This is a genomic window from Azospirillum sp. UENF 112521 (assembly GCF_058780665.1).
The window spans coordinates 2,819,908-2,843,439 of sequence record NZ_JBSNCI010000002.1; the positions used below are offsets into that span (position 1 = coordinate 2,819,908).

25 protein-coding genes are annotated in these 23,532 nt (G+C 68.1%); 14 read left to right on the plus strand and 11 right to left on the minus strand.

Translation table 11 applies throughout. The annotated features are described in order from the left end of the window. Window positions 1-12: 12 nt before the first annotated feature. Window positions 13-708: a Tim44/TimA family putative adaptor protein gene (locus ACWPN8_RS15815; RefSeq protein ID WP_492241394.1), complete on the minus strand. Its 696-nt coding sequence runs from the start codon at window positions 706-708 to the stop codon at window positions 13-15. A 221-nt stretch (window positions 709-929) separates the two neighbouring features. On the opposite strand from ACWPN8_RS15815, the gene ACWPN8_RS15820 reads away from it, so the two are divergent. Together ACWPN8_RS15820 and secB are read left to right on the plus strand one after the other, a co-directional pair. Further along, entirely contained in the window at window positions 930-1,577 is a 648-nt protein-coding gene (locus ACWPN8_RS15820) for an FxsA family protein (RefSeq protein ID WP_492241353.1), read from the plus strand. Between the two features lie 199 nt (window positions 1,578-1,776). Further along, a complete protein-coding gene (gene secB / locus ACWPN8_RS15825) occupies window positions 1,777-2,265 on the plus strand; it encodes a protein-export chaperone SecB (RefSeq protein ID WP_085086914.1) in 489 nt (162 codons plus the stop codon). Window positions 2,266-2,405: 140 nt separating this feature from the next. Here the strand turns inward: secB and rho are convergent, their stop codons facing one another. From rho to hemE, 4 genes are all read right to left on the minus strand, one after another. Then, complete coding sequence (rho, locus tag ACWPN8_RS15830; RefSeq protein WP_109052252.1) at window positions 2,406-3,662, minus strand: transcription termination factor Rho; 1,257 nt, start codon at window positions 3,660-3,662, stop codon at window positions 2,406-2,408. A gap of 395 nt (window positions 3,663-4,057) precedes the next feature. Beyond that, on the minus strand, window positions 4,058-4,486 hold the full coding sequence (hemJ, locus tag ACWPN8_RS15835; RefSeq protein ID WP_098740896.1) for a protoporphyrinogen oxidase HemJ: 429 nt from the start codon (window positions 4,484-4,486) through the stop codon (window positions 4,058-4,060). A gap of 28 nt (window positions 4,487-4,514) precedes the next feature. Beyond that, window positions 4,515-5,633: a ferrochelatase gene (gene hemH, locus ACWPN8_RS15840; protein ID WP_109096036.1), complete on the minus strand. Its 1,119-nt coding sequence runs from the start codon at window positions 5,631-5,633 to the stop codon at window positions 4,515-4,517. Between the two features lie 93 nt (window positions 5,634-5,726). Beyond that, on the minus strand, window positions 5,727-6,746 hold the full coding sequence (gene hemE / locus ACWPN8_RS15845; RefSeq protein WP_492241395.1) for a uroporphyrinogen decarboxylase: 1,020 nt from the start codon (window positions 6,744-6,746) through the stop codon (window positions 5,727-5,729). Window positions 6,747-7,260: 514 nt separating this feature from the next. Between hemE and ACWPN8_RS15850 the strand changes: the two genes are divergently transcribed. From ACWPN8_RS15850 to dnaQ, 5 genes are read left to right on the plus strand one after another with little or no spacing between them, the layout of a single operon-like run. Beyond that, window positions 7,261-8,100 carry a pyruvate, water dikinase regulatory protein gene (locus ACWPN8_RS15850; protein WP_109052255.1) on the plus strand — a complete coding sequence of 280 codons (840 nt, stop codon included), beginning with the start codon at window positions 7,261-7,263 and terminating at the stop codon, window positions 8,098-8,100. Further along, complete coding sequence (locus ACWPN8_RS15855) at window positions 8,097-8,702, plus strand: Maf family protein (protein ID WP_492241354.1); 606 nt, start codon at window positions 8,097-8,099, stop codon at window positions 8,700-8,702. The genes ACWPN8_RS15850 and ACWPN8_RS15855 overlap by 4 nt, the downstream gene beginning before the upstream one ends. Further along, on the plus strand, window positions 8,699-9,580 hold the full coding sequence (locus tag ACWPN8_RS15860) for a shikimate dehydrogenase (protein ID WP_492241355.1): 882 nt from the start codon (window positions 8,699-8,701) through the stop codon (window positions 9,578-9,580). The genes ACWPN8_RS15855 and ACWPN8_RS15860 overlap by 4 nt, the downstream gene beginning before the upstream one ends. Window positions 9,581-9,590: 10 nt before the next feature. Beyond that, a complete protein-coding gene (gene coaE / locus ACWPN8_RS15865; protein ID WP_492241356.1) occupies window positions 9,591-10,235 on the plus strand; it encodes a dephospho-CoA kinase in 645 nt (214 codons plus the stop codon). Next, complete coding sequence (dnaQ, locus tag ACWPN8_RS15870; protein ID WP_492241357.1) at window positions 10,228-10,911, plus strand: DNA polymerase III subunit epsilon; 684 nt, start codon at window positions 10,228-10,230, stop codon at window positions 10,909-10,911. Before coaE ends, dnaQ begins: the two co-directional genes overlap by 8 nt. 38 nt (window positions 10,912-10,949) lie before the next feature. Here dnaQ and ACWPN8_RS15875 read toward each other — a convergent pair whose 3' ends face one another. The 3 genes from ACWPN8_RS15875 to ACWPN8_RS15885 are packed head-to-tail and all read right to left on the minus strand — an operon-like array spanning window position 10,950 to window position 14,550. After that, the gene (locus tag ACWPN8_RS15875; protein WP_492241358.1) at window positions 10,950-11,924 is read right to left on the minus strand and encodes a quinone oxidoreductase family protein; all 975 of its coding nucleotides are present in this window, start codon (window positions 11,922-11,924) and stop codon (window positions 10,950-10,952) included. A gap of 57 nt (window positions 11,925-11,981) precedes the next feature. Next, window positions 11,982-12,479, minus strand: coding sequence for a methylated-DNA--[protein]-cysteine S-methyltransferase (locus ACWPN8_RS15880; RefSeq protein WP_109096029.1), 498 nt, complete (start codon window positions 12,477-12,479; stop codon window positions 11,982-11,984). Window positions 12,480-12,498: 19 nt separating this feature from the next. Then, window positions 12,499-14,550 (minus strand): thioredoxin domain-containing protein, encoded by a 2,052-nt coding sequence (locus tag ACWPN8_RS15885; protein ID WP_492241359.1) that lies wholly within the window; start codon window positions 14,548-14,550, stop codon window positions 12,499-12,501. Window positions 14,551-14,734: 184 nt separating this feature from the next. Between ACWPN8_RS15885 and ACWPN8_RS15890 the strand changes: the two genes are divergently transcribed. The 7 genes from ACWPN8_RS15890 (at window position 14,735) to ACWPN8_RS15920 (ending at window position 21,102) form a co-directional block, all read left to right on the plus strand. Next, on the plus strand, window positions 14,735-14,986 hold the full coding sequence (locus ACWPN8_RS15890; RefSeq protein ID WP_014249167.1) for a DUF6489 family protein: 252 nt from the start codon (window positions 14,735-14,737) through the stop codon (window positions 14,984-14,986). Then, a complete protein-coding gene (locus ACWPN8_RS15895) occupies window positions 14,983-15,357 on the plus strand; it encodes a (2Fe-2S) ferredoxin domain-containing protein (RefSeq protein WP_247872788.1) in 375 nt (124 codons plus the stop codon). Before ACWPN8_RS15890 ends, ACWPN8_RS15895 begins: the two co-directional genes overlap by 4 nt. Before the next feature lie 10 nt (window positions 15,358-15,367). Then, complete coding sequence (gene mnmE / locus ACWPN8_RS15900; RefSeq protein WP_109096027.1) at window positions 15,368-16,699, plus strand: tRNA uridine-5-carboxymethylaminomethyl(34) synthesis GTPase MnmE; 1,332 nt, start codon at window positions 15,368-15,370, stop codon at window positions 16,697-16,699. Window positions 16,700-16,827: 128 nt separating this feature from the next. Beyond that, complete coding sequence (gene mnmG, locus ACWPN8_RS15905; protein WP_492241360.1) at window positions 16,828-18,723, plus strand: tRNA uridine-5-carboxymethylaminomethyl(34) synthesis enzyme MnmG; 1,896 nt, start codon at window positions 16,828-16,830, stop codon at window positions 18,721-18,723. Continuing rightward, window positions 18,720-19,334: a 16S rRNA (guanine(527)-N(7))-methyltransferase RsmG gene (rsmG, locus tag ACWPN8_RS15910; RefSeq protein ID WP_492241361.1), complete on the plus strand. Its 615-nt coding sequence runs from the start codon at window positions 18,720-18,722 to the stop codon at window positions 19,332-19,334. Before mnmG ends, rsmG begins: the two co-directional genes overlap by 4 nt. 62 nt (window positions 19,335-19,396) lie before the next feature. Next, window positions 19,397-20,194, plus strand: coding sequence for a ParA family protein (locus ACWPN8_RS15915; protein ID WP_063635622.1), 798 nt, complete (start codon window positions 19,397-19,399; stop codon window positions 20,192-20,194). Continuing rightward, on the plus strand, window positions 20,191-21,102 hold the full coding sequence (locus ACWPN8_RS15920; protein WP_098740884.1) for a ParB/RepB/Spo0J family partition protein: 912 nt from the start codon (window positions 20,191-20,193) through the stop codon (window positions 21,100-21,102). Before ACWPN8_RS15915 ends, ACWPN8_RS15920 begins: the two co-directional genes overlap by 4 nt. A 29-nt stretch (window positions 21,103-21,131) precedes the next feature. Here the strand turns inward: ACWPN8_RS15920 and ACWPN8_RS15925 are convergent, their stop codons facing one another. The 3 genes from ACWPN8_RS15925 to rdgB are packed head-to-tail and all read right to left on the minus strand — an operon-like array spanning window position 21,132 to window position 23,419. Further along, entirely contained in the window at window positions 21,132-21,626 is a 495-nt protein-coding gene (locus ACWPN8_RS15925; protein WP_109096024.1) for a dihydrofolate reductase, read from the minus strand. Between the two features lie 33 nt (window positions 21,627-21,659). Then, complete coding sequence (gene hemW, locus ACWPN8_RS15930; protein WP_492241362.1) at window positions 21,660-22,829, minus strand: radical SAM family heme chaperone HemW; 1,170 nt, start codon at window positions 22,827-22,829, stop codon at window positions 21,660-21,662. Then, the gene (rdgB, locus tag ACWPN8_RS15935) at window positions 22,817-23,419 is read right to left on the minus strand and encodes an RdgB/HAM1 family non-canonical purine NTP pyrophosphatase (protein ID WP_492241363.1); all 603 of its coding nucleotides are present in this window, start codon (window positions 23,417-23,419) and stop codon (window positions 22,817-22,819) included. Before rdgB ends, hemW begins: the two co-directional genes overlap by 13 nt. Window positions 23,420-23,532 lie beyond the last annotated feature (113 nt).

Here is a 23,532-nt window from a genome sequence, read left to right on the forward strand (position 1 = left end):
GGCGGTCGTTCCTCACTGGACAGGACGCACCTCGACCAGCGCCCAGTTCGGATCGCGGGAGCGGAGGTTGCGGGCGAAGGTCCAGACGTCGGTGTTCTCCACCAGTGCCTTGGGATCGCCATCGATGACGGCGCCGTTGCGGTCGCGCACCACATTCACCTGATCGGAGACCAGACGCACGGTGACGCGGGCGGTGCGGCCGGCATCCAGCTTCGCCTCCACCACCTCGGCCTCGCGGACCTGCTCGATGCGGGCCTCGTGCTGCTCGCCGGCGGCCTGGCGGTCGCGGATGACCTGGGCGAAGCTGTCATAGACGTCGTCGGCCAGCAGCGGGCGCAGCGTCGCGGTGTCGCCGCGGGCGAAGGCATCGACGATCATGGCGAAGGCGGCCTTGGAGCCTTCCAGGAAATGCTTCTCGTCGAAGTTCGGATCGGCGGCCCGGATCTGGTCGATGGAGGCGGCGAGCGACAGCGGCTCGTCCGAAACCACCACGTCGGCGCCGGGTGCGACATCCGGTCGCGTCCGGTTGCGCTCCGGCAGGTTCACGACGTTGTCGGGCTTCGCCGCCCCCGGAGCCGGGGTGAAGGGGTTGGACCGCTGCCGCTCCTCCCCCGTGCGGCGGCCCAGCACGCTGCGCAGCCGATAGACGAGGAAGGCCGCGATCATCGCGAAGATCACGATCTCGATGAACACGAACCCGTCTCCCATCATCTGTTCCTTCCGATACGATTTGTCGTGAACGTCTGGCTGCGGCGAAATCGCCGGCGGATCCGGCCCGCCTCTGGACCTTGCGGCCGCTCGGCATTACGTGTTGCTTGCCCGCCGGTAATTGCCGATTGAACCGCCAATTGGGTGAGGCCGGCAGTCTTTCGACCGGTCGACCTATCCAAACCTAGATAGGGGCAGCGAGCCCGAAGAGCAAGGACACCATGAATCCCCTGTTGTTGATCCTTCTTCTGCCGATCCTGGAGATCGTCGGATTCATCCAGGTCGGCGATTGGATCGGCGCCGGGCCGACCATCGGGCTGCTGGCCCTGTCGGCGGTGGTGGGCGTGCTGCTGGTGCGTCACCAGGGGCTGGCCTCGCTGAGCAAGGCCCAGGCGGCGGCGGCGCGCGGCGAAGCACCCATCGGCACGGTGCTCGACGGCTTCTGCGCGGTGCTGGCCGGCGTCCTGCTGATCATCCCCGGCTTCCTGACCGACATCCTCGGCATCCTGCTGCTGATCCGGCCGCTGCGACGCGGCATCGGCCGCTGGTTGTTCAGCCGGATCGGCGCCGGCATGCCGGTCTTCACCACCACGGGCCGGGGTGGATTCGGAGCCGGGGGCTTCGGTCCCGGTTTCGGAGGCGCGGCCGGCGGACCCACCAGCGGCGACCAGGGTTTCGGCAGTGCGGAATTCGGCACCGGCGGTCCGCGCCGCGGTGACGATCCCTTCCGCCCCGCTCCCGGCGTGCCCGGCGTCATCGATGGGGATTTCCGCGACGTTACCCCGGAGGACAGGACCGGTGAGGATCGCGACGCGCCGCGGCTGACCGATTCCCAATGGGGCAGGCAGCGTCCGGACGAGCGGCGCTGAGCCGCCGGCCAATGGCCGGTTTCCCGTCGGCGGTTTCCGTTGGCAGGACGGCCGATCCATGATAGCCAGCCCGTTGGGCGAAGGCACAACCGTCGCGAACCAAACCCTGTCACCTCACATCCGGGTCGGCCTGCGACCCCTGCCCTCCGTCCCTACCGGGATCGGGGATGGAAAGCGGGCCGGCGATTAGGAGTCCGTTATGTCCGATCAGATGAGCAACGGCGCCGAGCAGCAGCAGACGTCCTCGCTGCCGATGCATGTCCTCGCGCAGTATGTGAAGGACTTCTCCTTCGAGAACCCCAACGCCCCGCAGAGCCTGCTGCCGAACCAGCCGCAGCCGCAGGTCAACATCGGCGTCGACGTCCAGGGCCAGAAGGTCGGCGACGACATTTACGAGCTGACGCTGAACTTGCGCTGCGAAGCCCGCCAGGGCGAGTCCGTCGCCTTCCTGGTCGAGCTGGCCTATGGCGCGCTGTTCCAGTTCCCCGGCCTGCCGGAAGAGCATCACCGCCCGGTCCTGATGATCGAAGGCGCCCGGATGATCTTCCCGTTCGCCCGCGCCATCGTCTCCAGCGCGACCCGCGAAGGCGGCTTCCCGCCGCTGATGATCAACCCGATCGACTTCGCCGAGCTGTACCACCGCCAGTCGGCCCAGCAGGCCGAACAGCCGCAGCAGCCGCCCTTCTGATCCCGGTCAGGGATTGATCGAAGGGACCGAGTTGAGTTGAGAAAGAGAAAGGGCGGGTGACCGGAAGGTCCCCGCCCTTTTTCTGTACCGCGGCAGATGGCCGCCCCCTCCGCAGAGGAGAGGGCGGATCCGGCGCGACCTTACTGGTTCATGCTTTCGAAGAACTCGTTGTTCGACTTGGTGTGCTTCAGCTTGTCGACCAGGAAGTCCACCGCGTCGGTCACGCCCATCGGCATCAGGATGCGGCGCAGGATCCACATCTTCGACATGGTGCCCTTGTCGACCAGCAGCTCCTCCTTGCGGGTGCCCGACTTGGAGATGTCGATGGCCGGGAAGGTGCGCTTGTCGGAGAGCTTGCGGTCCAGCACGATTTCCGAGTTGCCGGTGCCCTTGAACTCTTCGAAGATCACCTCGTCCATGCGGCTGCCGGTGTCGATCAGCGCGGTGGCGATGATGGTCAGCGAACCGCCCTCTTCCACGTTGCGGGCGGCACCGAAGAAGCGCTTGGGCCGCTGCAGGGCGTTGGCGTCGACACCGCCGGTCAGCACCTTGCCCGATGACGGCACCACGGTGTTGTAGGCGCGGGCCAGGCGGGTGATGCTGTCCAGCAGGATGACCACGTCGCGCTTGTGCTCGACCAGCCGCTTGGCCTTCTCGATCACCATTTCAGCGACCTGGACGTGGCGGGTCGCCGGTTCGTCGAAGGTGGAGCTGATGACCTCGCCGCGGACCGAGCGGGCCATGTCCGTCACCTCTTCCGGACGCTCGTCGATCAGGAGGACGATCAGGTAGGCTTCGGGGTGGTTGGTGGCGATCGAGTGGGCGATGTTCTGCAGCATCACCGTCTTGCCGGTGCGCGGCGGCGCCACGATCAGCCCGCGCTGCCCCTTGCCGAGCGGCGCCACCAGGTCGACGATGCGGCCGGTGAGGTTCTTCTTGGTGGGATCCTCGACCTCCATCCGGATGCGTTCTTCCGGATAGAGCGGCGTCAGGTTGTCGAAGTTGATGCGGTGACGGACCTTGTCGGGCGCGTCGAAATTGATGGTGTTGACCTTCAGCAGGGCGAAATAGCGCTCACCGTCCTTGGGCGAGCGGATCTGCCCTTCCACCGTGTCGCCGGTGCGCAGGCCGAAGCGGCGCACCTGGCTGGGGCTGACGTAAATGTCGTCGGGACCCGGCAGATAATTGGCTTCTGGCGAACGCAGGAAACCGAACCCGTCCTGCAGCACCTCCAACACGCCGTCGCCGAAGATCGGAATGTCGTTTTCCGCCAGCTGCTTCAGGATCGCGAACATCATGTCCTGCTTGCGCAGCGTGCTCGCGTTCTCGATCTGCAGCTCCTCCGCGAACGCCAGCAGTTCGGCGGGGCTTTTGCACTTCAGCTCTTGGAGATGCATCGGATTGCCTGTGAAATCGTCATGCGGGGGAGTGGCCTTGGAGGTGGGGAGTGCCGGAGGGTCCGGCCGACGGCGGCTGGGGGCGGCGGACGCCGCAACGCGGTCGCGTCGGGTGGGCAGCGGGTGGCGCTTTGGCGGGTGCGCACCAGGGCGTCCGGAAAATGGCCGCACGGGAGCAACTCGCCAGCCACCAGGCCCGGCTCAAGATCAGAGCGTCGGATCGGCAGATGTGGGCGTGGGAGGCCGCGGGGCGAAAACCCCGTGGTCCTGACATGGTTATCGGATCGGTGGACGCAAGTCAAACGAAAGCGGAACCGGCAAAGGTCGCGGATTCCGCTTTTTCCGGGGGATGGAAGGCCGGCGATTCACCTGCCCCCTGGTTCGGAAGGGGCCGGTCAGAAGGGCTTCACGATGACGAAGATGACGATGCCGATCATCAGCAGCGTCGGCACCTCGTTGGCGATGCGGAAGAAGCGCTGCGGCCGCGTGTTGCGGTCCTCGGCGAAGTCCCGGCGCCAGCGGGCCATCATCATGTGGCTGGCGGTCAGCAGCAGGACGAACAGCAGCTTGGCATGCAGCCAGCCCTGCTTCATCCATTCCGGCGTCAGCACGATCATGGCGATGCCGAACACGTACGCCGCGATCATCGCCGGGTTCATGATGGCGCGCAGCAGGCGGCGTTCCATCACCTTGAAGGTCTCCGACGCCTCCGATCCGGCCTGCACCTGGCAATGGTAGACGAACAGGCGCGGCAGATAGAGCAGCCCCGCCATCCAGGCGATGATGCTGATGACGTGCAGCGCCTTGATCCATTCGTACAGCACCGGGCGTGTCCCCTTTTTTCGTTTCGGTTCAGCGCCGCGCCTGCGGGCAGCCGGAGAAGTTGGACGGGCAGATCCGGTCGCCCTTCTGCGAGCAGATCGCAGCCCTGCCCGCGACCGTCTGCCGCACCAGTTTGGCCAGCCCGTCGATGAAACCGGGGTGCACCCCGACCGTCGGCACGCGGGTGAAGTGCGGCACCCCCGCCTCCTTGGCGAGATGGCGGTATTCGACCTCGATCTCCACCAGCGTCTCGGAATGCTCCGACACGAAGGCCATCGGCACCACCAGGATCGGCACGCCGTCCTGGCCGGCGCGGCGGATCTCGGCGTCGGTGCTGGGGCCGATCCACTCCATCGGGCCGACGCGGCTCTGGTAGCAGTTGATCCAGTCCAGATCGTCGATGCCCAGCGCCGCGGCGATGGATTCGGCCGTCCGCTCGCACTGCCACTGATAGGGGTCGCCCCCAGCCACCACCTTCTTCGGCAGCCCGTGGGCGGAGAACAGGACGCGCGGCTTGCCATGGGCCTTGGCGGCCTCGTAGAGCGGCCGGATCAGGTCCGCGGCACCGTCGATGAAGCCGGCCTGGGTCGGGTAGCAACACAGCAGCTTCGTCGGAGCCGTCAGCCCGACGGTGCGCGCCGCCTCATGCCACGCTTTCGCACTCGATGCCGTCGTCGTGGTGGAGAATTGCGGATAGAGCGGCAGCAGCACGACCAGATCCGGGTCGTAGGCCTTCACCTTGGCAGCCGTCTCGGCGCTCATCGGGTGCCAGTAGCGCATGGCGATGAAGACCTTGGTCTCCGCCCCAGCGACGGCCGGATCCGCCCCCAGCACCCCTTCCAGCGCCGCCGCCTGGGCCTCCGTGTTCTCCAGCAGCGGCGACTTGCCGCCGAGCTGGGCATAGATCGCCGCCGCCGGCTTCGCCCGCCGCCCGCTGATCAGGCTGGCGATCAGGAAGCGGAACGGGTTCGGCAGCCGGATGATGGCCGGATCCGCGAACAGGTTGAACAGGAAGGGCCGCACCGACTCCGGCGCGTCCGGACCGCCGAGGTTGAACAGCACGACGGCGACGCGGCGCGGCGAACCGCCGGGGCCGGCATTGGAAGCTGTGTTATTCGAGGCGGAGGTCTGGGGGAATGGCTGGCTCATGGTGCCCGCTAAACTGGAGCGTTGCCGCCGCTCTGTCCAGACCCCCGCCGTCGCTTTTTCAGTCCCTTGAGGCGCGGCCCGGTGGAAAGGCCCTCAGCCCTGCCAGTCGCGCAGGATGCGCGTCAGCGCCTCCACATGGGCCGGCGGGGTCGACTGGATGACGCCATGGCCCAGGTTGAACACGAAGGGTCCACCGGACAGAGCCGCCAGGATGTCGTGGGTCGCCGTCTCCAGCGCCTTGCCGCCGGCCGCCAGCATGATCGGATCGAGGTTTCCCTGCACCGGCAGCCGCGGCTGGAGGGTCTGTGCGGCCCACACCGGCGGAACGGTGGTGTCGAGCCCCACGGCGTCCACCCCGGACCCGGCGACATACTCCTCATAGGCGTGGCCGGCGCCGCGCGGGAAGCCGATGACCGGCGTGTCCGGGTGCTTCGCCTTCACCAGTGCGACGATCCGCCGCGTCGGCTCGATCACCCAGCGGCGGAACTCCGCCACCGGCAGCACGCCGGCCCAGCTGTCGAACAGCTGCACCGTCTCGGCCCCGGCCTCGATCTGGCGGCAGAGGTAGTCGGCGGTCACTTCGACGATCAGGTCGATCAGCTGGCCGAAGCCGACCGGATCGCCGTAGGCCCAGCGCTTGACATGCGCATACTCCTTGGAGCCCGCCCCTTCGACCATGTAGCAGGCGATGGTCCAGGGAGCGCCCGCAAAGCCGATCAGCGTCGTGCCGGCGGGGATCGCGGTGGAGAGCCGGCGCACCGTCTCGTAGACCGGCGCCAGCGTCTCGTGGAAGCGGTCGCGCGACAGGCGCTTCAAATCCTCGACGCTGCGGACGGGGTCCAGCTTCGGCCCCTCCCCTTCCAGATAGGCCAGCGGCTGCCCCAGGGCATGCGGCACCACCAGGATGTCGGAGAACAGAATCGCCGCGTCCATGCCGTAGCGGCGGAGCGGCTGCAAGGTGACCTCGACCGCGAAGTCGGGATTGTAGCAGAGGTCGAGGAAGCTGCCGGCCTTGGCCCGCAGTTCGCGATACTCCGGCAGATAGCGTCCGGCCTGACGCATCAGCCAGAAGGGCGGTTGCTGCCGCACCTCTCCCGCCAGGGCGGCGAGCATCGGCTTCAGGGCAGGCTTGGAAGCCTGATTCTGGACGTCGGAGCTGGTGGCGGACAAGACGGTGCGTTCCCCTGACATGCGAATCCGAAAAGCCCCGCGCGATTCCGACGCCGATTCCGCGCCAGAATCCGGGACGGGTTTATCCCCTCTTCTTCACTATATTTTTTAAAGGGAGAAAGGAAGAGGATGAGGTGGATGGCTGTGGATAACGGTGATCCCCGATTCTGGAGAATCTGTCCACAGATCCGGGAGCTTGTGCCGGCATGTGTGCGGATCTGTGGACGATTCGGAGCACTACCGCCGGAAACGGCGGAAATGCTATAGCTGGACGAGCGGGAGTCCCGTGGATAACCGGGCGGACGGGGCCGGATCTTCCCAGCTTCCGAAGCGGTCGGCGGAGTTGTTCCGCGCTTGGCCGTATCGGGGAGGAGGAGTCCCCCAGCCGGGACGAAACGACGGTGAATCCGGTTGTCCACAGATCTGGGCCGGATTCTCCACAGAATGTTGGGGACGGATGAAAGAGTTCCACCTACATCTCGTATCCGATGCGACGGGCGAGACGATCAACAGCGTGGCGCGCGCCTGCGTCATCCAGTTCGACGACGTACGGCCGATCGAACATTTCTGGAATCTGGTGCGGACCGACCGCCAGCTCGACCTCGTTCTGGAGGGAATCCGGGACAATCACGGGCTGGTGATGTTCACGCTGGTCGACGAGACGCTGCGCCGCCGGCTCCAGGATTTCTGCCGCGAGATGCAGGTGCCCTGCATCCCCGTGCTCGATCCGCTGATCAACGCGCTCGCCGCCTTCCTGGGCGTTGAATCGCAACGCCAGCCCGGCCGCCAGCACGTCCTCGACGCCGAATATTTCAGCCGCATCGACGCCGTCGATTTCGCCCTGTCCCATGACGACGGCCAGTCGAACTGGGACCTGCACGAGGCCGACGTCGTGCTGATCGGCGTGTCGCGCAGCTCCAAGACGCCGACCTGCATCTATCTGGCCAACCGCGGAATCAAGGCGGCCAACATCCCGCTGGTGCCGGGCAGCCCGCTGCCGGCGGAACTGGACCTGCTGACCCGGCCGCTGATCGTCGGCCTGACCAAGGACCCCGACCGTCTGGTGCAGATTCGCCGCAACCGGCTGAAGCTGCTGAATCAGGGCGAGGGCTCCAGCTATGCCGATCCCGAACTGGTCCGTGCCGAGGTGCAGGAGGCGCGCCGCCTGTTCAGCCGGCGCGGCTGGCCGGTGATCGACGTGTCGCGCCGCTCCATCGAGGAGACCGCGGCCGAAATCATGATGCTGCTCGCCCGCCGACAGAGCGGCAATTTCAGCCCGGAAGGGAAGAAGACGTGAGCGCGGCTCCGAAGCTCGTCCTGGCGTCCGGCTCGCGCACGCGGGCGGCGATGCTGGAACAGGCCGGCGTGTCCGCCATCCTCGACAAGCCGCTGGTCGACGAGGACGAGGTGAAGGCCGCCGGCCGGGCCGAGGGCGTCCCCGCCGACGCCGTCGCCGAGGCCCTGGCCGAATTGAAGGCCCAGCGCATCGCCCGCCGCCATCCGGGCGCGCTGGTGGTCGGCGCCGACCAGATGCTGGAATGCGAGGGGCGCTGGTTCGACAAGCCGGCCGACCGCGCCGCGGCACGCGCCCAGCTGCTCGACCTGCGCGGCAAGACCCATCGGCTGGTCAGCTGCGCCGTGGTGGTGCGCGACGGCGAGCGGATGTGGCACAAGACCGACAGCGCCCGCCTGACCATGCGCAACTTCAGCGAAGCCTTCCTCGACGACTATCTCGATCGCGTCGGCGACGACGTGCTGCACTCGGTCGGCGCCTATCAGCTGGAAGGGCTGGGGGCGCAGCTGTTCCACCGGGTCGAGGGCGATTTCTTCACCATCCTCGGGCTGCCGCTTCTGCCGCTGCTCGGCTTTCTGCGCGTGCATGGAGTGGGCAGGGAATGACGGCGGGTTCTGCAAGCAATGCTGGAGCGATCAGCGGCAAGGCGAAGATCGCCGGCGTGATGGGCTGGCCAATCGGCCATTCGCGCTCTCCCCGGCTGCATGGATTCTGGCTGCGGCAATATGGCATCGACGGCGCCTATGTGCCGCTGGCGGTGGCGCCCGACCGCGCCGAACAGGCGATCCGCGCCCTGCCCGCTTTGGGCTTCCGCGGCTGCAACGTCACCGTCCCGTTGAAGGAGATCGCCTTCCGCACCGTCGACCGGCTGGACGGGACGGCGCGGCGGATGGGAGCCGTCAACACCATCGTGGTGGCCGATGACGGCGCGCTGGAAGGCGGCAACACCGACGGCTTCGGCTTCATCGAGAATCTGCGCGCCGAACAGCCGGACTGGACGGCGGAGCAGGGCCCGGCGGTGGTGATCGGTGCCGGCGGTGCCGCCCGCGCCGTGGTGGTCGCCCTGCTCGACGCCGGTGCGCCGGAGGTCCGTCTGGTCAACCGCACCCGCGCCCGCGCCGAGGAGCTGGCGGCGGATCTGGCGGCTGCTGGGCTGAATGGCGGCGTGACGGTGGTTGATTGGGTTTCACGTGAAACCGCGCTCGACGGTGCGTCGCTGCTGGTCAACACCACGACCCAGGGCATGGCCGGCCAGCCGGCGCTGGACCTCAGCTTGCGCGCCCTGCCCGTCTCGGCTGTCGTCAACGACATCGTCTATGTGCCGCTGGAAACCCCGCTGCTGGCCGAAGCCAAGGCGCGCGGCAACCGGGTGGCCGGCGGCATCGGCATGCTGCTGCATCAGGCGCGTCCCGGCTTCAAGGCCTGGTTCGGCGTCGAGCCGCAGGTGACCCCGGATCTGACCCGTTTCGTCCTGGAAGGCTGAGGCGACGGCCATGATCGTGCTGGGCCTGACCGGTTCCATCGGCATGGGCAAGAGCACCGCCGCCCGCATGCTGAAGGCGATGGGCGCCCCGGTCTGCGATTCCGACGCGGTGGTGCATGGGCTGCTCGGCCGCGGCGGCCGGGCGGTGCCCGTCATCGAGGCTGCCTTCCCCGGCGTGGTGATCGATGGGGCGGTCAGCCGGCCGGCGCTGGGGGCCGCGGTGTTCCGCGACCCGGACGCGTTGAAGCGGCTGGAAGCGATCCTGCACCCGATGGTCCAGGCGGCGCAGCGCGATTTCCTCGCCCGTGCCGCCCGTCGCGGTGCCGGGATCGCCGTGCTGGACATCCCGCTGCTGTTCGAGACCCGGGGCGAGCGGCGGGTCGATGCGACCGTCGTGGTTTCGGCCCCCTTCGCCGTCCAGCGTGCCCGCGTGCTGGCCCGGCCGGGCATGACGGCGGAGAAGTTCGCCGGCATCCTCGCCCGCCAGATGCCGGATGTGGAAAAGCGCCGCCGCGCGGACTATGTCGTGCCGACCGGGGCCGGTCGGCTGGTGACGCGGCGGGCGCTTCAGGGCATTGTGCGCGACGTGGCGCGGCGGCCGGGCAGGCATTGGCCGCCGCGCGGTTATCAACCAGGGCAAATCCATCATGCGTGAAATCGTTCTCGACACCGAAACCACGGGCTTCAAGCCGGAGGAAGGCCATCGGCTGGTCGAGATCGGCTGCATCGAGCTGGTCAACCACCTTGCCACCGGCGAGCGCTTCCACGTCTATCTGAACCCCGAGCGCGACATGCCGCCGGAGGCCTTCGCCGTCCATGGGCTGAGCACGGAGTTCCTGGCCGACAAGCCGCTGTTCAACGACGTCGCCGCCGACTTCGTCAAGTTCATCGGCGACGCGCCGCTGGTGATCCACAACGCCGCCTTCGACATGCATTTCCTGAACTGGGAGCTGAAGATCGCCGGCTATCCGGTGATGCCGAAGGATCGTGCCGTCGACACGCTGCTGATGGCCCGGCAGAAGTTCCCCGGCTCGCCCGCCACCCTGGATGCGCTGTGCAAGCGCTTCGGCGTCGACAACTCCAACCGAACCCTGCACGGCGCGCTGCTCGACGCCCAGCTGCTGGCCGAGGTCTATCTGGAGCTGCTGGGCGGCCGGCAGACCGGCCTGTCCTTCGCCGGTGGTCCGGCAGGGAAAGGCGGCGTCGCCAGCCCGGTCCGCATCGACCGCCCCTTCCGCGAAGCCCGCGTCTTCGCCGTCAGCGAGGAAGAGACCGCGGCCCATGCGGAGATGCTGAAGAAGATCAAGAACCCGCTCTGGGCGGTGGAGTAAGGAGGCAGATCCGGGTCTCCGCCCCCCGGCTCCGGCTCTTAGGGCACCAGCACCGTCGAGCCCGTGGTCGCCCGCGATTCCAGCGCCCGGTGGGCGTCGACGGTGTCCTTCAGCGCGAAGCGCTGGTTGACGGTGAAGGTCACCCCACCGTTTTTCACCGCGTCGAACAGATCGGCGGCCGAGGCCATCAGATCCTCCCGCTTGGCGGTGTAGGTCGCCAGCGTCGGCCGCGTCACATACAGTGATCCCTTCGCCGCCAGCAGCCCGAGATCCAGCGGCTCCGGCGCGCCCGATGCGGCGCCGAACAGCACCATCAGCCCGCGTGGCCGCAAGCAATCCAGCCCCTTGAGGAAGGTCGTCCGGCCGACGCCGTCATAGACGACCGGCACGCCCTGCCCGTCCGTCAGCTCCTTCACCCGGACGACGAAATCCTCGCGGGTGTAGTCGATGGTGTGATGGCAGCCATGGGCCTTCGCCAGCTCGGCCTTCTCCGCCGAGCCGACGGTGCCGATTACCGTGGCGCCGAGATGCCGGGCCCAGGAGCACAGCAGCAGCCCCACCCCGCCGGCGGCGGCCTGCACCAGGATGGTGTCGCCGGGCTGGACCGCATAGGTGCTGCGCAGCAGATACTGTGCGGTCAAGCCTTGCAGCAGCGTGGCGGCGGTCGCCTGCTCGTCTAGCCAGCTCGGCAGCGGCACCAGCCGGTCGGCGGCGATCAGCCGGCTCTCGGCATAGGCGCCGATCGACATGGCGTAGCCGACGCGGTCGCCGACCTTCAAGGTGGTGACGTTTGGACCCAGCGCCTCGACCACGCCGGTCCCCGCCATGCCGATCACCGCCGGCAGATCCGGCAGCTTGTAGGCGCCGGAGCGGTGATAGGTGTCGATGTAGTTCAGCCCGACCGCGGTCTGGCGGATGCGCACCTGTCCCGGACCGGGCTCTCCCACCTCGATCTCGTCCCAGCGCAGAACCTCCGGCCCGCCGTGCTCATGGATGCGGATCGCGTGAACCATGGTGGTTGGTTTCCTTTGTCGTTGGTCGTTGGTTGCTCGTTGAGATTTCCGCGTGGCTCAGAGCAGCGCGAACTGCTCAGCCGCAGCACCGTTGCCCTGGCCGACACCGGCATGCCGGCGCTCCAGCGCCAGCAGCCAGGCCTTGGTGTCGAGCCCGCCAAGGCCGGAATAGCCGCCGGGAGCGCCGCCGCTGGCCAGCACCCGGTGGCAGGGGATGACGATGGGGATCGGGTTGGCGCCGCAGGCGCCGCCGACCGCGCGCGGCCCGCTGCCGAGCATCCTCGCCATCCCGCCATAGGTGGCGGTGCCGCCATAGGGGATCGCCAGCATCGCCTCCCAAACGCTTTGGCGGAAGGCGGTGCCCGCCGGCTTCAGCGGCAGATCGAAGCGCTGGAGCCGTCCAGCGAAATAGGCCTCCAGCTGGCGCGCCGTCTCGACCAGCACGGCGTCCGGCTCGTCCCGGTCGAAACGGCCCCATCCGACCGAGGTCAGGGCGGATCCGTCCCCGGCCAGCATCAGGGGCCCGAGCGGGCTGTCGATGGAAAGGCGCGCCATGGGGTCCTCCCGCGGTAAGTCAGCTGTTCGTCGTCAGAAGTGCGGCCAGATCCGCCGGCGCCGTCACCGGGGCCGAACAGGTCATGCCGCGGCAGACATAGGCGGTTGCCATCCCGTCGCGCATTCCCTTGCCCTGCGCCGGGTGGTTGGCGGGCAGATCCATCCCCGGTGCCAGCACGCTCAGGATGCGGTTGGGCAGCGAGCGCTCCAGCACCGTCCGCCGCAGCGCCTCGGTCTCCGCAGTTTTGGGTGGGCCGACGATGACGATCTGCATCGGCGCCGTCATCAGCTCCACCGCGTTCAGGAAGGTCGGCAGCGGGAAGAAGTTGCGCGCCAGCTCGCCGGAGAAGGCGGCGGCGAGCGCTTCCGCCCGCTCGCGGTAGGCATCCTCGCCGGTGCGCTGGAACAGAGTTGTCAGCACCGCCAGCATGGTGCCGTTGCCGCTGGGGGTGGCGTTGTCATGCGGGCTCTTGGTGCGGACGATCAGCCCTTCGGCATCGTCGGCGGTGAAGAAATAGCCGCCGTTGGCGCCGTCCCAGAAATGGGCGTCGAGCGTCGCCACCCAGACCCTGGCCTGGTCGAGCGCCGCCGGATCCCCGGTCGCCTCGTGCAGCGCCAGGGCGGCGCGTGCCATGTGGGCATAGTCGTCCAGCATGCCGGTGTGCTTGCCCTGCCCGTTCCGCCAGCTGTGGCAGAGCCGCCCGCCCGTATCCATGCGGTCACGGACGAAGGCGAAGGCGCGCCCGGCGGCGTCCAGCCACTCCGGCTCGTCGAGCGCCAGGGCGGCATGGGTCAGGGCGGCGATCATCAGGCCGTTCCAGTCGGCCAGCACCTTGTCGTCCCAGCCCGGCCGCACCCGCTTGGCCCGCGCCCGCAGCAGGATGTCCCGGCCCTTGGCGAGCATCGCCTCGGTGGCGTCGTCGGCGAGCGTCAGGCCGCCCAGCCGGTTCAGGATGGTGACGCCTTCCCAATTGCCCTGGGGCAGCACCTCGTAAACGCGTTTAAACGTCGCCAGCCCGTTGTCGCCGAGGACAGGACCGAGCAGCCGGTCGACCTCATGCTCCTGCCAGATATAGAAGAGCCCCTCCTCGCCCTCGCTGTCGGCGTCCAGCGTCGCGGCGAAGCCGCCGCCGTCGGCGATCATCTCGCGCAGCAGCCAGCCGACCGTCTCGCGGATGCGGGTCTCCAGCAGCGGGTCGCGCGTCTCCTGCCAGACCAGGGTCATCAGGTCGAGCAGCTCGGCGTTGTCGTAGAGCATCTTCTCGAAATGCGGGACCAGCCAGCGTTCGTCGACCGAATAGCGGGCGAAGCCGCCGCCGAGATGGTCGTAGATGCCGCCCTGCGCCATGTTGGCCAGCGTGTGGGTCACCGCCTCGCGGAAGGGATCGCGCCCGGTCCGCTGCCAAGCCCGCCACAGCAACTCGAACAGCGGCACCTGCGGGAATTTCGGCGCGCTGCCAATGCCGCCATGGATGGGGTCGACCTCGCGCAGCAGCCGTTGCGCCACCTGGTCCAGCACCGCGGCATCGACTGCACCGGCCGAGCGGTTCTCCCCCATGCCGGCGAGCGCCGATTTCAGCGCGTCGACATTCTTGACGACCTTGTCCTGTTCGTTGGCGTAGGTGTCGGCGATGCCGTGCAGCACGTCGGGGAAGCCGGCGCGGCCATAGCGTGCCGCCGGCGGGAAATAGGTGCCGCCCCAGAAGGGCTCGGCATCCGGCGTCAGGAACATGGTCAGCGGCCAGCCGCCCTGCTGTCCCAGCAGCGCCAGGGCCGACTGGTAGATGGTGTCGAGGTCCGGACGTTCTTCGCGGTCGACCTTGATGTTGACGAACAGCTCGTTCATCAACCCGGCGATCTCGGGATTCTCGAAGCTTTCATGCGCCATCACGTGGCACCAGTGGCAGGCGGCATAGCCGACCGACAGCAGCACCGGCTTGTTCTCCGCCTTGGCACGGGCGAAGGCCTCCGGGCCCCAGGGCATCCAGTGCACCGGGTTGTCCTTGTGCTGCAGCAGATAGGGGCTGGTCTCCCGGCCTAGCAGGTTCGCGCCCAACGGAGTGGCGGGCATGGCGGTGTCCGATCTGTTGGTGTGTCGTTGGACAATAGGTGGCGCCGGGGTGGCGTTGCGCCAGTGCATCCTATCTGTATAGTGGGGCATGAGCCGCCGCGGCGCTCAACCCCAAAATCAACAAGGGCCATTGGCCGGACAGCTCCCTCCACGGGTGCCGGCTCCGGCTCTGGAGGGGGTCCCCATGAAAATCACCGTCGACATCGACTGCACCCCGGACGAGGCCCGGCACTTCCTCGGCCTGCCCGACGTGAAGCCGATGCAGGATGCCATGATGCACGAGATCCAGGAACGGATGCGTGCCAACCTCCAGGCGATGGACCCGGAGACCATGCTCAAGACCTGGCTGCCCGCCGGCATCCAGGGCATGGAGCAGATGCAGAAGATGTTTTGGTCCCAGATGGCCTCGGCCCTGGGCCAGGAAGGAAGAAAGTGACCGACCGTCCCATTGAGTCCCAGAAGCCTTACTTCGAAGCCCATGTCTTCTGCTGCACCAACCGCCGGCCCGACGGCCACCGGCGCGGATCCTGCGCCGCCCACGGGTCGGAGAAGCTGCGCGACTATATGAAGGCCCGCGCCCGCGAACTCGGCTTCGACGGCAAGGTGCGGATCAATTCCGCCGGCTGTCTCGACCGCTGCGAGCTGGGACCGACGCTGGTGATCTATCCGGACGGCGTCTGGTACACCTACCGCAGCACCGGTGACGTCGACGAAATCCTCCAGACCCATCTGGTCGAAGGCCGCCGGGTCGAGCGGCTGATGCTGACGCCGGAGCAGCGCGAACTGCGGCCCGAGCAGCAGGGCTGATCCTCCGCCGATGTCCACCGACACCATCTACGCGCTCGCCACCGCCCCCGGACGATCCGGTGTGGCGGTGGTTCGCATTTCGGGGCCCGGGGCCGGATCCGCCCTCGCCGTCCTGACCGGCCGCTCCCTGCCCGCGCCGCGCCGCGCCGTGCTGACCAAGCTGCGCGATCCGAAGAGCGGCGATGCGCTCGACGACGCACTGGTCCTGCGCTTCAGCGCTCCCGCCAGCTTCACCGGCGAGGATGTGGTTGAACTGCATCTGCATGGCGGCCGCGCCGTCGTCACCGGCGTGACCGAGGCGCTGGCCACCCTGCCCGGCCTGCGGCTGGCCGAGCCCGGCGAGTTCACCCGCCGCGCCTTCGAGAACGGCAAGCTCGACCTGACGGAGGCCGAGGCGGTCGCCGACCTGATCGACGCCGAGACCACCGCGCAGCGCCGGCAGGCCTTGCGGCAGATGGAGGGCGCGCTCGGCAAGCTCTATGACGGCTGGCGGGAGCGGTTGACCCGTGCCCTCGCCCACATCGAGGCCGACATCGACTTCGCCGAGGACGACCTGCCCGGCGGCGTCGCCGACGCCGTCCGTCCGGTGATCGCCGGTCTGGCCGGGGAGATCGCCAGCCATCTCGATGACGGCGGCCGTGGCGAGCGTCTGCGCGAAGGGCTGCACATCGCCATCGTCGGCGCGCCCAATGCCGGCAAGTCGAGCCTGCTGAACGCGCTGGCCCGCCGGGACGCCGCCATCGTCTCCGCCCGCGCCGGCACCACCCGCGACATCATCGAGGTGCATCTCGACCTCGGCGGTTATCCCGTCGTGCTGGCCGACACCGCCGGGCTGCGGGAGGCCGCCGCCGACGAGGTCGAGGAGGAAGGCATCCGCCGTGCCCGGGACCGCGCCGCCCGCGCTGACGTGAAGGTCGCGGTGTTCGATGCCGCCACCCTGCCCGATCTCGACCCGGCGACGCTGGACCTGATCGACCGCGATACGGTGGTGGTCTTCAACAAGACGGATCTTGCTGCCGTCACCGATCTGCGCCCGGATCTGTCGCCGATCCTGGTCTCCGCCCAGACCGGTGCCGGGCTGAAGTCGTTGGAAGAGAAGTTGACGGAGTTCAGCGCCGACCGGCTTGCCATCGGCAGCGCGCCGTCGCTGACCCGTGCCCGTCATCGCGCCGCGCTGACCGAGTGCCGGGAGTCTTTGCTGCGGGCGTTGGACGCGCCGCTGCCCGAACTGGCGGCGGAGGATGTGCGTCTCGCCAGCCGGGCGCTGGGGCGCATCACCGGGCGCGTCGATGTCGAGGATTTGCTGGACGTGATCTTCCGGGACTTCTGCATCGGCAAATGAGGATGGCCAACGGCCGCGTGTTTCACGTGAAACAGGGCTGACCTGCGGCACTTGTCCCTGTCCGCCTCCCTGCCTGCCTCCCCGCCTTCCTCTTGGATCCGTGCCGCCGTTCCGCTATGGTCCCGCACATGCGAAGCTATGATGTCATCGTTGTCGGCGGCGGTCACGCCGGCTGTGAGGCTGCCGCGGCGGCAGCGCGCATGGGTGCGCGCACGCTCCTGCTGACCCACAAGGTCGAAACCATCGGCGAGATGTCCTGCAATCCCGCCATCGGCGGCTTGGCCAAGGGCCATCTGGTGCGGGAGATCGATGCGCTGGACGGGGTGATGGCGAAGGCCATCGACCGCGGAGGCATCCAGTTCCGCATCCTGAACCGTAGCAAGGGCCCCGCCGTCCGCGGCCCGCGCGCCCAGGCCGACCGCAAGCTTTACCGGCAGGCGATGCAGGCTTTGCTGGCCGAGCAGGAAAACCTGTTCATCGAGGCCGGCGGCGCCGAGGACCTGATCGTCGACGAGGAGAAGCGCATCGTCGGCGTCGTCACCGGTGCCGGCGAGTCCATCCGCGCCGGCGCCGTGGTGCTGACCACTGGCACCTTCCTGCGCGGCCTGATCCACATCGGTGAGGAGCGCACCCCCGCCGGCCGTGTCGACGAGGCGCCGTCCATCGGCCTGTCCGACACGCTGGCCCGTCTCGGCTTCCCGCTCGGCCGTCTGAAGACCGGCACCCCGCCGCGGCTCGACGGGCGCACCATCGATTGGGACGCGCTGGAGAAGCAGCCCGGCGACATGCCGCCGCCGCCCTTCTCCTACATGACCGAGCGGATCGACACGCCGCAGATCGATTGCGCGATCACCTGGACGACGCATGAGGCCCATGCGCTGATCCGCGCCAACCTGCACCGCGCCCCGATGTATTCCGGCCAGATCACCGGCACCGGTCCGCGTTATTGCCCCTCCATCGAGGACAAGGTCGTCCGCTTCGCCGAGAAGGAGAAGCACCAGATCTTCCTCGAACCGGAAGGGCTGGACGATCCCACCGTCTACCCGAACGGCATTTCGACCTCCCTGCCCCGCGACGTGCAGCTCGGCATCCTCGCCAGCATGCCGGGGCTGGAGAAGGTGGTGTTGATCCGCCCCGGCTACGCCATCGAATACGACTATGTCGATCCGCGCGAGCTGAAGCCGACTCTGGAGACCCGCCGGGCGCCGCGCCTGTTCCTAGCCGGACAGATCAACGGCACCACCGGCTATGAGGAAGCGGCGGCCCAGGGGCTGATGGCCGGCATCAACGCGGCGCTGGCGGCGGGCGGCAATGCGGACGGCTTCGTGCTCGACCGGGCCGACGCCTATATCGGCGTGCTGATCGACGACCTGATCGGCCGGGGCACCAACGAGCCCTACCGCATGTTCACCTCGCGTGCCGAATACCGGCTGCTGCTGCGCGCCGACAATGCCGACCAGCGTCTGACCGCCAAGGGCGTCGCCATCGGCTGCGTCGGCTCCGAGCGCCGCGATGTCTTTGCCGCCAAGAGCGCCGCCCTGTCCGCCGGGCGTGCCCTGGTCGCGTCGCTGCAGGCGACGCCGGTCGAGCTGTCCCGCCAGGGCGTCGCGGTCAATCAGGATGGCGTGCGCCGCAGCGCCGCCGACCTGCTGCGCTATCCCGACATCGACCTCGCCACTCTCGCCCGCCTGTGGCCGGAGCTTGGCGGGATCGCGCCCGAGATCGCCGAGCAGCTGGAGATCGACGGCAAATATGCCGGCTATCTCGGCCGGCAGGAGGCCGATATCCGCGCCTTCCGCAAGGACGAGTCCCTCGCCCTGCCCGACGATCTCGATGTCGATGGCATCGGCAGCCTGTCCGCCGAAATCCGGCAGAAGCTGCGCCAGTCACGTCCGGCGACGCTGGGTGCCGCCGCGCGCATTCCCGGCATGACCCCGGCGGCTCTGGTCGCCCTGCTGCGCCATGTGAAGCGCCGCGATGCGGGGTCGTCCGAAATTGACGCCTCCGGGGTGGCCGCGGAATGAGCGGGTTCGATGCGGTTGCATTTCAGGAGGCCACCGGTGTTTCACGTGAAACGCTCGACCGCCTGATCGCGTATGACGGTCTGCTGCGCAAGTGGCAGCCGAAGATCAATCTCGTCGGCCCCTCCACCCTGCCGGACACCTGGAAGCGCCATTTCCTCGACTCCGCCCAGCTCTACCCTTTGCTGCCGGACGGTGTGCAGGTGCTGGTCGATCTCGGCAGCGGTGCCGGCTTCCCCGGTCTGGTGCTCTCCATTCTCGGCGTGCCGCAGGTGCATCTGATCGAGAGCGACGTGCGCAAATGCGCCTTCCTGCGCGAGGTCGCCCGGGTCTGCGAAGCTCCGGTCACCGTCCACACCAAGCGGATCGAAACCGTCACCGGCATCGAGGCCGATGTCGTCACCGCCCGCGCCCTGGCGCCGTTGGCCGACCTGTTCGGCTGGGCCCATCCCTTCATCGGATCGCGCGGCAAGTGCCTGTTCCTGAAGGGCGCGGCACTGGACGACGAATTGACCGCTGCAACGCAATATTGGACACTGGTTCCTGAGCGATTCGACAGCCGCACCGATCCGAGCGGGACCATCCTGCGTGTGAGCCATCTTGAGCGTGCGTGAAGACCGTGCCTGACACCGTTCCCCCGCCCTCTTCCCGCCAACCGGACTCCCGAGAGGCTGCCATGTCTGCCGTCACCCGTCCCCTTGCCCGCGTGGTTGCGATTGCCAACCAGAAGGGCGGCGTGGGCAAGACCACGACGACGATCAACCTCGCCACCGCGCTCGCCGTCATCGGCAAGCGGGTGCTGGTGATCGACCTCGACCCGCAGGGCAACGCATCCACCGGTCTCGGCATCCCCCGCTCCGACCGCCGCGTCGGCATCTACGACGTGCTGTTCGACGACGTGTCGCTGGAGGAGGCCGCCACTCCCTCCTCCGTGCCTAACCTGTCGATCATCACCTCGTCGGTCGATCTGTCGGGTGCCGAGATCGAGCTGGTCGGCGCCGAGCGCCGCGAGTTCCGCCTGCGCGAGGCCGTCGCCAACAGCGCGCTGGAATACGATTACGTCCTGATCGACTGCCCGCCGGCGCTGGGATTGCTGACGCTGAACGCGCTGGTCGCGTCGCATGCGGTGATGGTCCCGCTCCAGTGCGAGTTCTATGCGCTGGAAGGTCTCAGCCATCTGGTCCGCACCATCGAGCGGGTGAAGCGCGCCTTCAACCCCAACCTCGACATCCACGGCGTCGTGCTGACCATGTTCGACAAGCGCAACAACCTGTCGGACATGGTCGCGGCGGATGTCCGCGGCTTCTTCGGGGAGAAGGTGTACGACACCGTGATCCCGCGCAACGTCAAGGTCTCGGAGGCGCCGTCCCACGGCAAGCCGGTGCTGATCTACGACATGCGCTGCCCCGGATCTCAGGCCTACATCCATCTGGCGGGCGAGGTGCTTCGCCGTGAGAAGAGACTGACCGCATGATCGACGACACCAAACAAGGCGGCGCCCGCCGCGCCAGCCTGGGCCGCGGCCTGTCCGCGCTGTTCGGCGAAGCGACCGAGGATTACTCGGCGCTCGACAAGGTGCGGCAGTCCAAGCAGGTGCCGATCGAGTTCGTCCATCCCGGCAAGTACCAGCCGCGGCGGAAGTTCGACGACGAGGCGATCCAGGGCCTCGTCGAGTCCATCCGCGACAAGGGCATCCTCCAGCCGCTGCTGGTCCGCCGCGACGCCGAGGACGCTAATTCCTATGAGCTGATCGCCGGCGAACGCCGCTGGCGCGCGGCGCAGATCGCCGGCCTGCACGAGGTGCCGGTCATCATCCGCGATCTCAGCGACCGCGAGGCGCTGGAAATCGCGCTGATCGAGAACATCCAGCGCCAGGATCTGACCCCTCTGGAAGAGGCGGAAGGCTATCGCCGCCTGATGGAGGAGTTCGAGCACACGCAGGAGGATCTGGCCCGCGCCGTCGGCAAGAGCCGCAGCCATGTCGCCAACATGATGCGCCTGCTGGCCTTGCCGGAGCCGGTCAAGTCGATGGTGCAGGACGGCGCGCTGACCGCCGGCCATGCCCGTGCCCTGCTGACCGCCCCGGATCCGGCCGCCGTCGCCCGCGAGGTGGTCACCCGCGGCCTGAACGTGCGCCAGACCGAAGACCTGATGCGCGGCGACCAGCCCAAGGCGAAGAAGGGCAAGGCCGCGGCCGGCGGAGCTGGATCGGCGCCTGCAATGAAGGACGTCGACCTGATCAATCTGGAGGAGGAGATCTCCGCCCGCATCGGCTTGAAGGTCGCCATCAACCCGCAGGGACAGCGCGGGACGATCACCATCCACTACCAGACGCTCGACCAGCTGGACGATGTGCTGCACCGGCTGGGCGGGGAAGAGTAACGGGGCTTTGTCGGGGGTGTTCGCGCCCCCTACCCCCTCTCCTTCGCGAAGTCGATGTAGCGGTAGATCAGCCCGTTCTCTTCCATGGGCGCGCTCGACCACACCTCGGCCCAGTCCGTTCCGATCGGCGGCATCAGCGTGTCGCCCTCGATGGCGCTTTCGATGCGGGTCAGGTGCAGGCTGTCGGCGATCGGCATCGTCTCGCGGAACAGGGCGGCGCCGCCGATGACGCAGAGTTCGGCGGCGCCGGACTCCTGCGCCCACGACACCGCCGCACCCAGCCCGTTGAACCAGCGGGCGCCGTCCTTTTCGCCAACTTCGGCTTGGCGGCTGATCACCAGATTGTCCCGGCCGGGAAGCGGACGGCGCGGCAGCGACTCCCAGGTCTTCCGGCCCATCAGGATCGGCTTGCCCATCGTCAGGTCCTTGAACCGGCGCAGGTCGCTGGGTAGGGTCCAGGGAAGCCGGCCGTCGCGGCCGATCACGTCGTTCGTTGCGGCGGCGACGATCAGAGTGATGAGCATGCCATGCCCTTTCCCCGGTGGAGCTGAGCGATTTTACGCCAGAATTGCGCCGAGCACCGCGTTCAGACGCTGTAGCCCCTCCGGTGTGGCAACCAGACGGTCGGCATCGCGAGCGAGGAAACCGCCGTCGATCAGACGGGACATGGCCGCCGGATCGACGAAATCGTCCAAAGTCCGTCCGGTCTCCTCCGCCAGACGGGCAAGCCGCACGCCTTCGGTCAGGCGCAGCCCCATCATCATCAGCTCGGTCCCGCGGGCGTCGCGGTCGATGGGGTCGGGAGCGGCGGCGCCATGACCGTCGCGCTCCACCCGCTCCAGCCAAATCTCCGGGGCGCGGTGGGCGCGGGTGGCGAATTTCCCGCCGTCAAGCGTCAGCCGGCCATGGGCACCGGGACCGATGCCGACATAGTCGCCATAGCGCCAGTAGGTCAGATTGTGGCGGCTTTCCTCACCCGGACGGGCATGGTTGGAAATCTCGTAGGCCGGCAGCCCGGCCGCCGTCAGCTGGCTCTGCGTCGCCTCATAGAGATCGCCGGCCAGATCCTCGTCGGGCAGCACCAGATCGCCGCGGGCATGGAGCGGATAGAAGGCCGTGCCCTGCTCGATGGTCAGCTGATAGACCGACAGGTGGCCGACCGCGTAGTCCAGCGCCCGCGCCAGCTCCGCCTGCCAGGCCGCCACCGTCTGGCCGGGACGGGCATAGATCAGGTCGAAGGAGAAGCGGTCGAAAATCCGCGCTGCCAGGTCTATGGCGCCGGTCGCCTCCGCCGCGTTGTGCTCGCGGCCGAGGAACTTCAGGCTGGCGTCGTCCAGCGCCTGGATGCCCAGCGAGACGCGGTCGATCCCGGCGCTGCGGAAGGCGCGGAACTTGTCGGCCTCGACTGAGGTCGGGTTGGCCTCCAGCGTCACCTCCAACCGCTCGGCGACCGTCCAGCGCTGGGCCACACGGTCGACGATGGCGGCGACGGTGGCGGGCTCCATCAGCGACGGGGTGCCGCCGCCGAAGAAGATCGAGGTGACGGTGCGCCCGGCTGTCAGGTCGGCGTAATGGTCCAGCTCGCGCAGCAGCCCGGCCCGCCAGCGGTCATGATCGACCCGCTCGCGGACATGGCTGTTGAAATCGCAGTAGGGGCACTTCGACTTGCAGAAGGGCCAATGGACGTAGACGGCAAAACCGGGATCAGAACCGCTCACCGGAAGCACCGCTCCACCAGCTGGCGGAAGGCGTCGGCGCGGTGGCTCATCTCATGCTTCTTCGCCGGGTCCATCTCGCCGAAGGTCAGCCCGTGCCCGTCGGGCAGGAACATCGGGTCGTAGCCGAAGCCATGCGGCCCGCGCGGCGGCCACACCAGCGTGCCATAGCAGCGGCCCTCCACACTCTCGACATGGCCGTCCGGCCAGGCGAGCGACAGGGCACAGACGAAATAGGCGCTGCGGTCGGACTTGCCGGCCAGACCGTCCTCGACCTTTTGCATCGCCATGGCGAAGTCCTTGGACGGGCCGGCCCAGCGGGCGGAGTAGATGCCGGGATCGCCGTTCAGCGCCGGCACCACCAGCCCGCTGTCGTCGGCGAGCGCCACATGGCCGGCGGCGGCGGCGGCCTTGGCCTTCAGCTCCGCATTGGCGATGAAGGTCGTGCCGGTTTCCTCAGGCTCGGGCAGGCCCAGCTCCCCGGCCGCGGTGAAGGTGGCGACATAGGGGCCGAGCAACTCGGCGATCTCGCGCACCTTGCCCTTGTTGTGGCTGGCGATGACGAGGGTGTCGCCTTGAAAAATTCGAGGCATAGATTTCATTACGGTGTTTCCTTCGCGTCCACTGTTTAGCGCTCGGTGAGTGGAAGGTCCATAAGGAAACGTTCTGAAGCGGCGCACGAAAAACGCGAAAGCGTTTCACGATAAATGCGAAA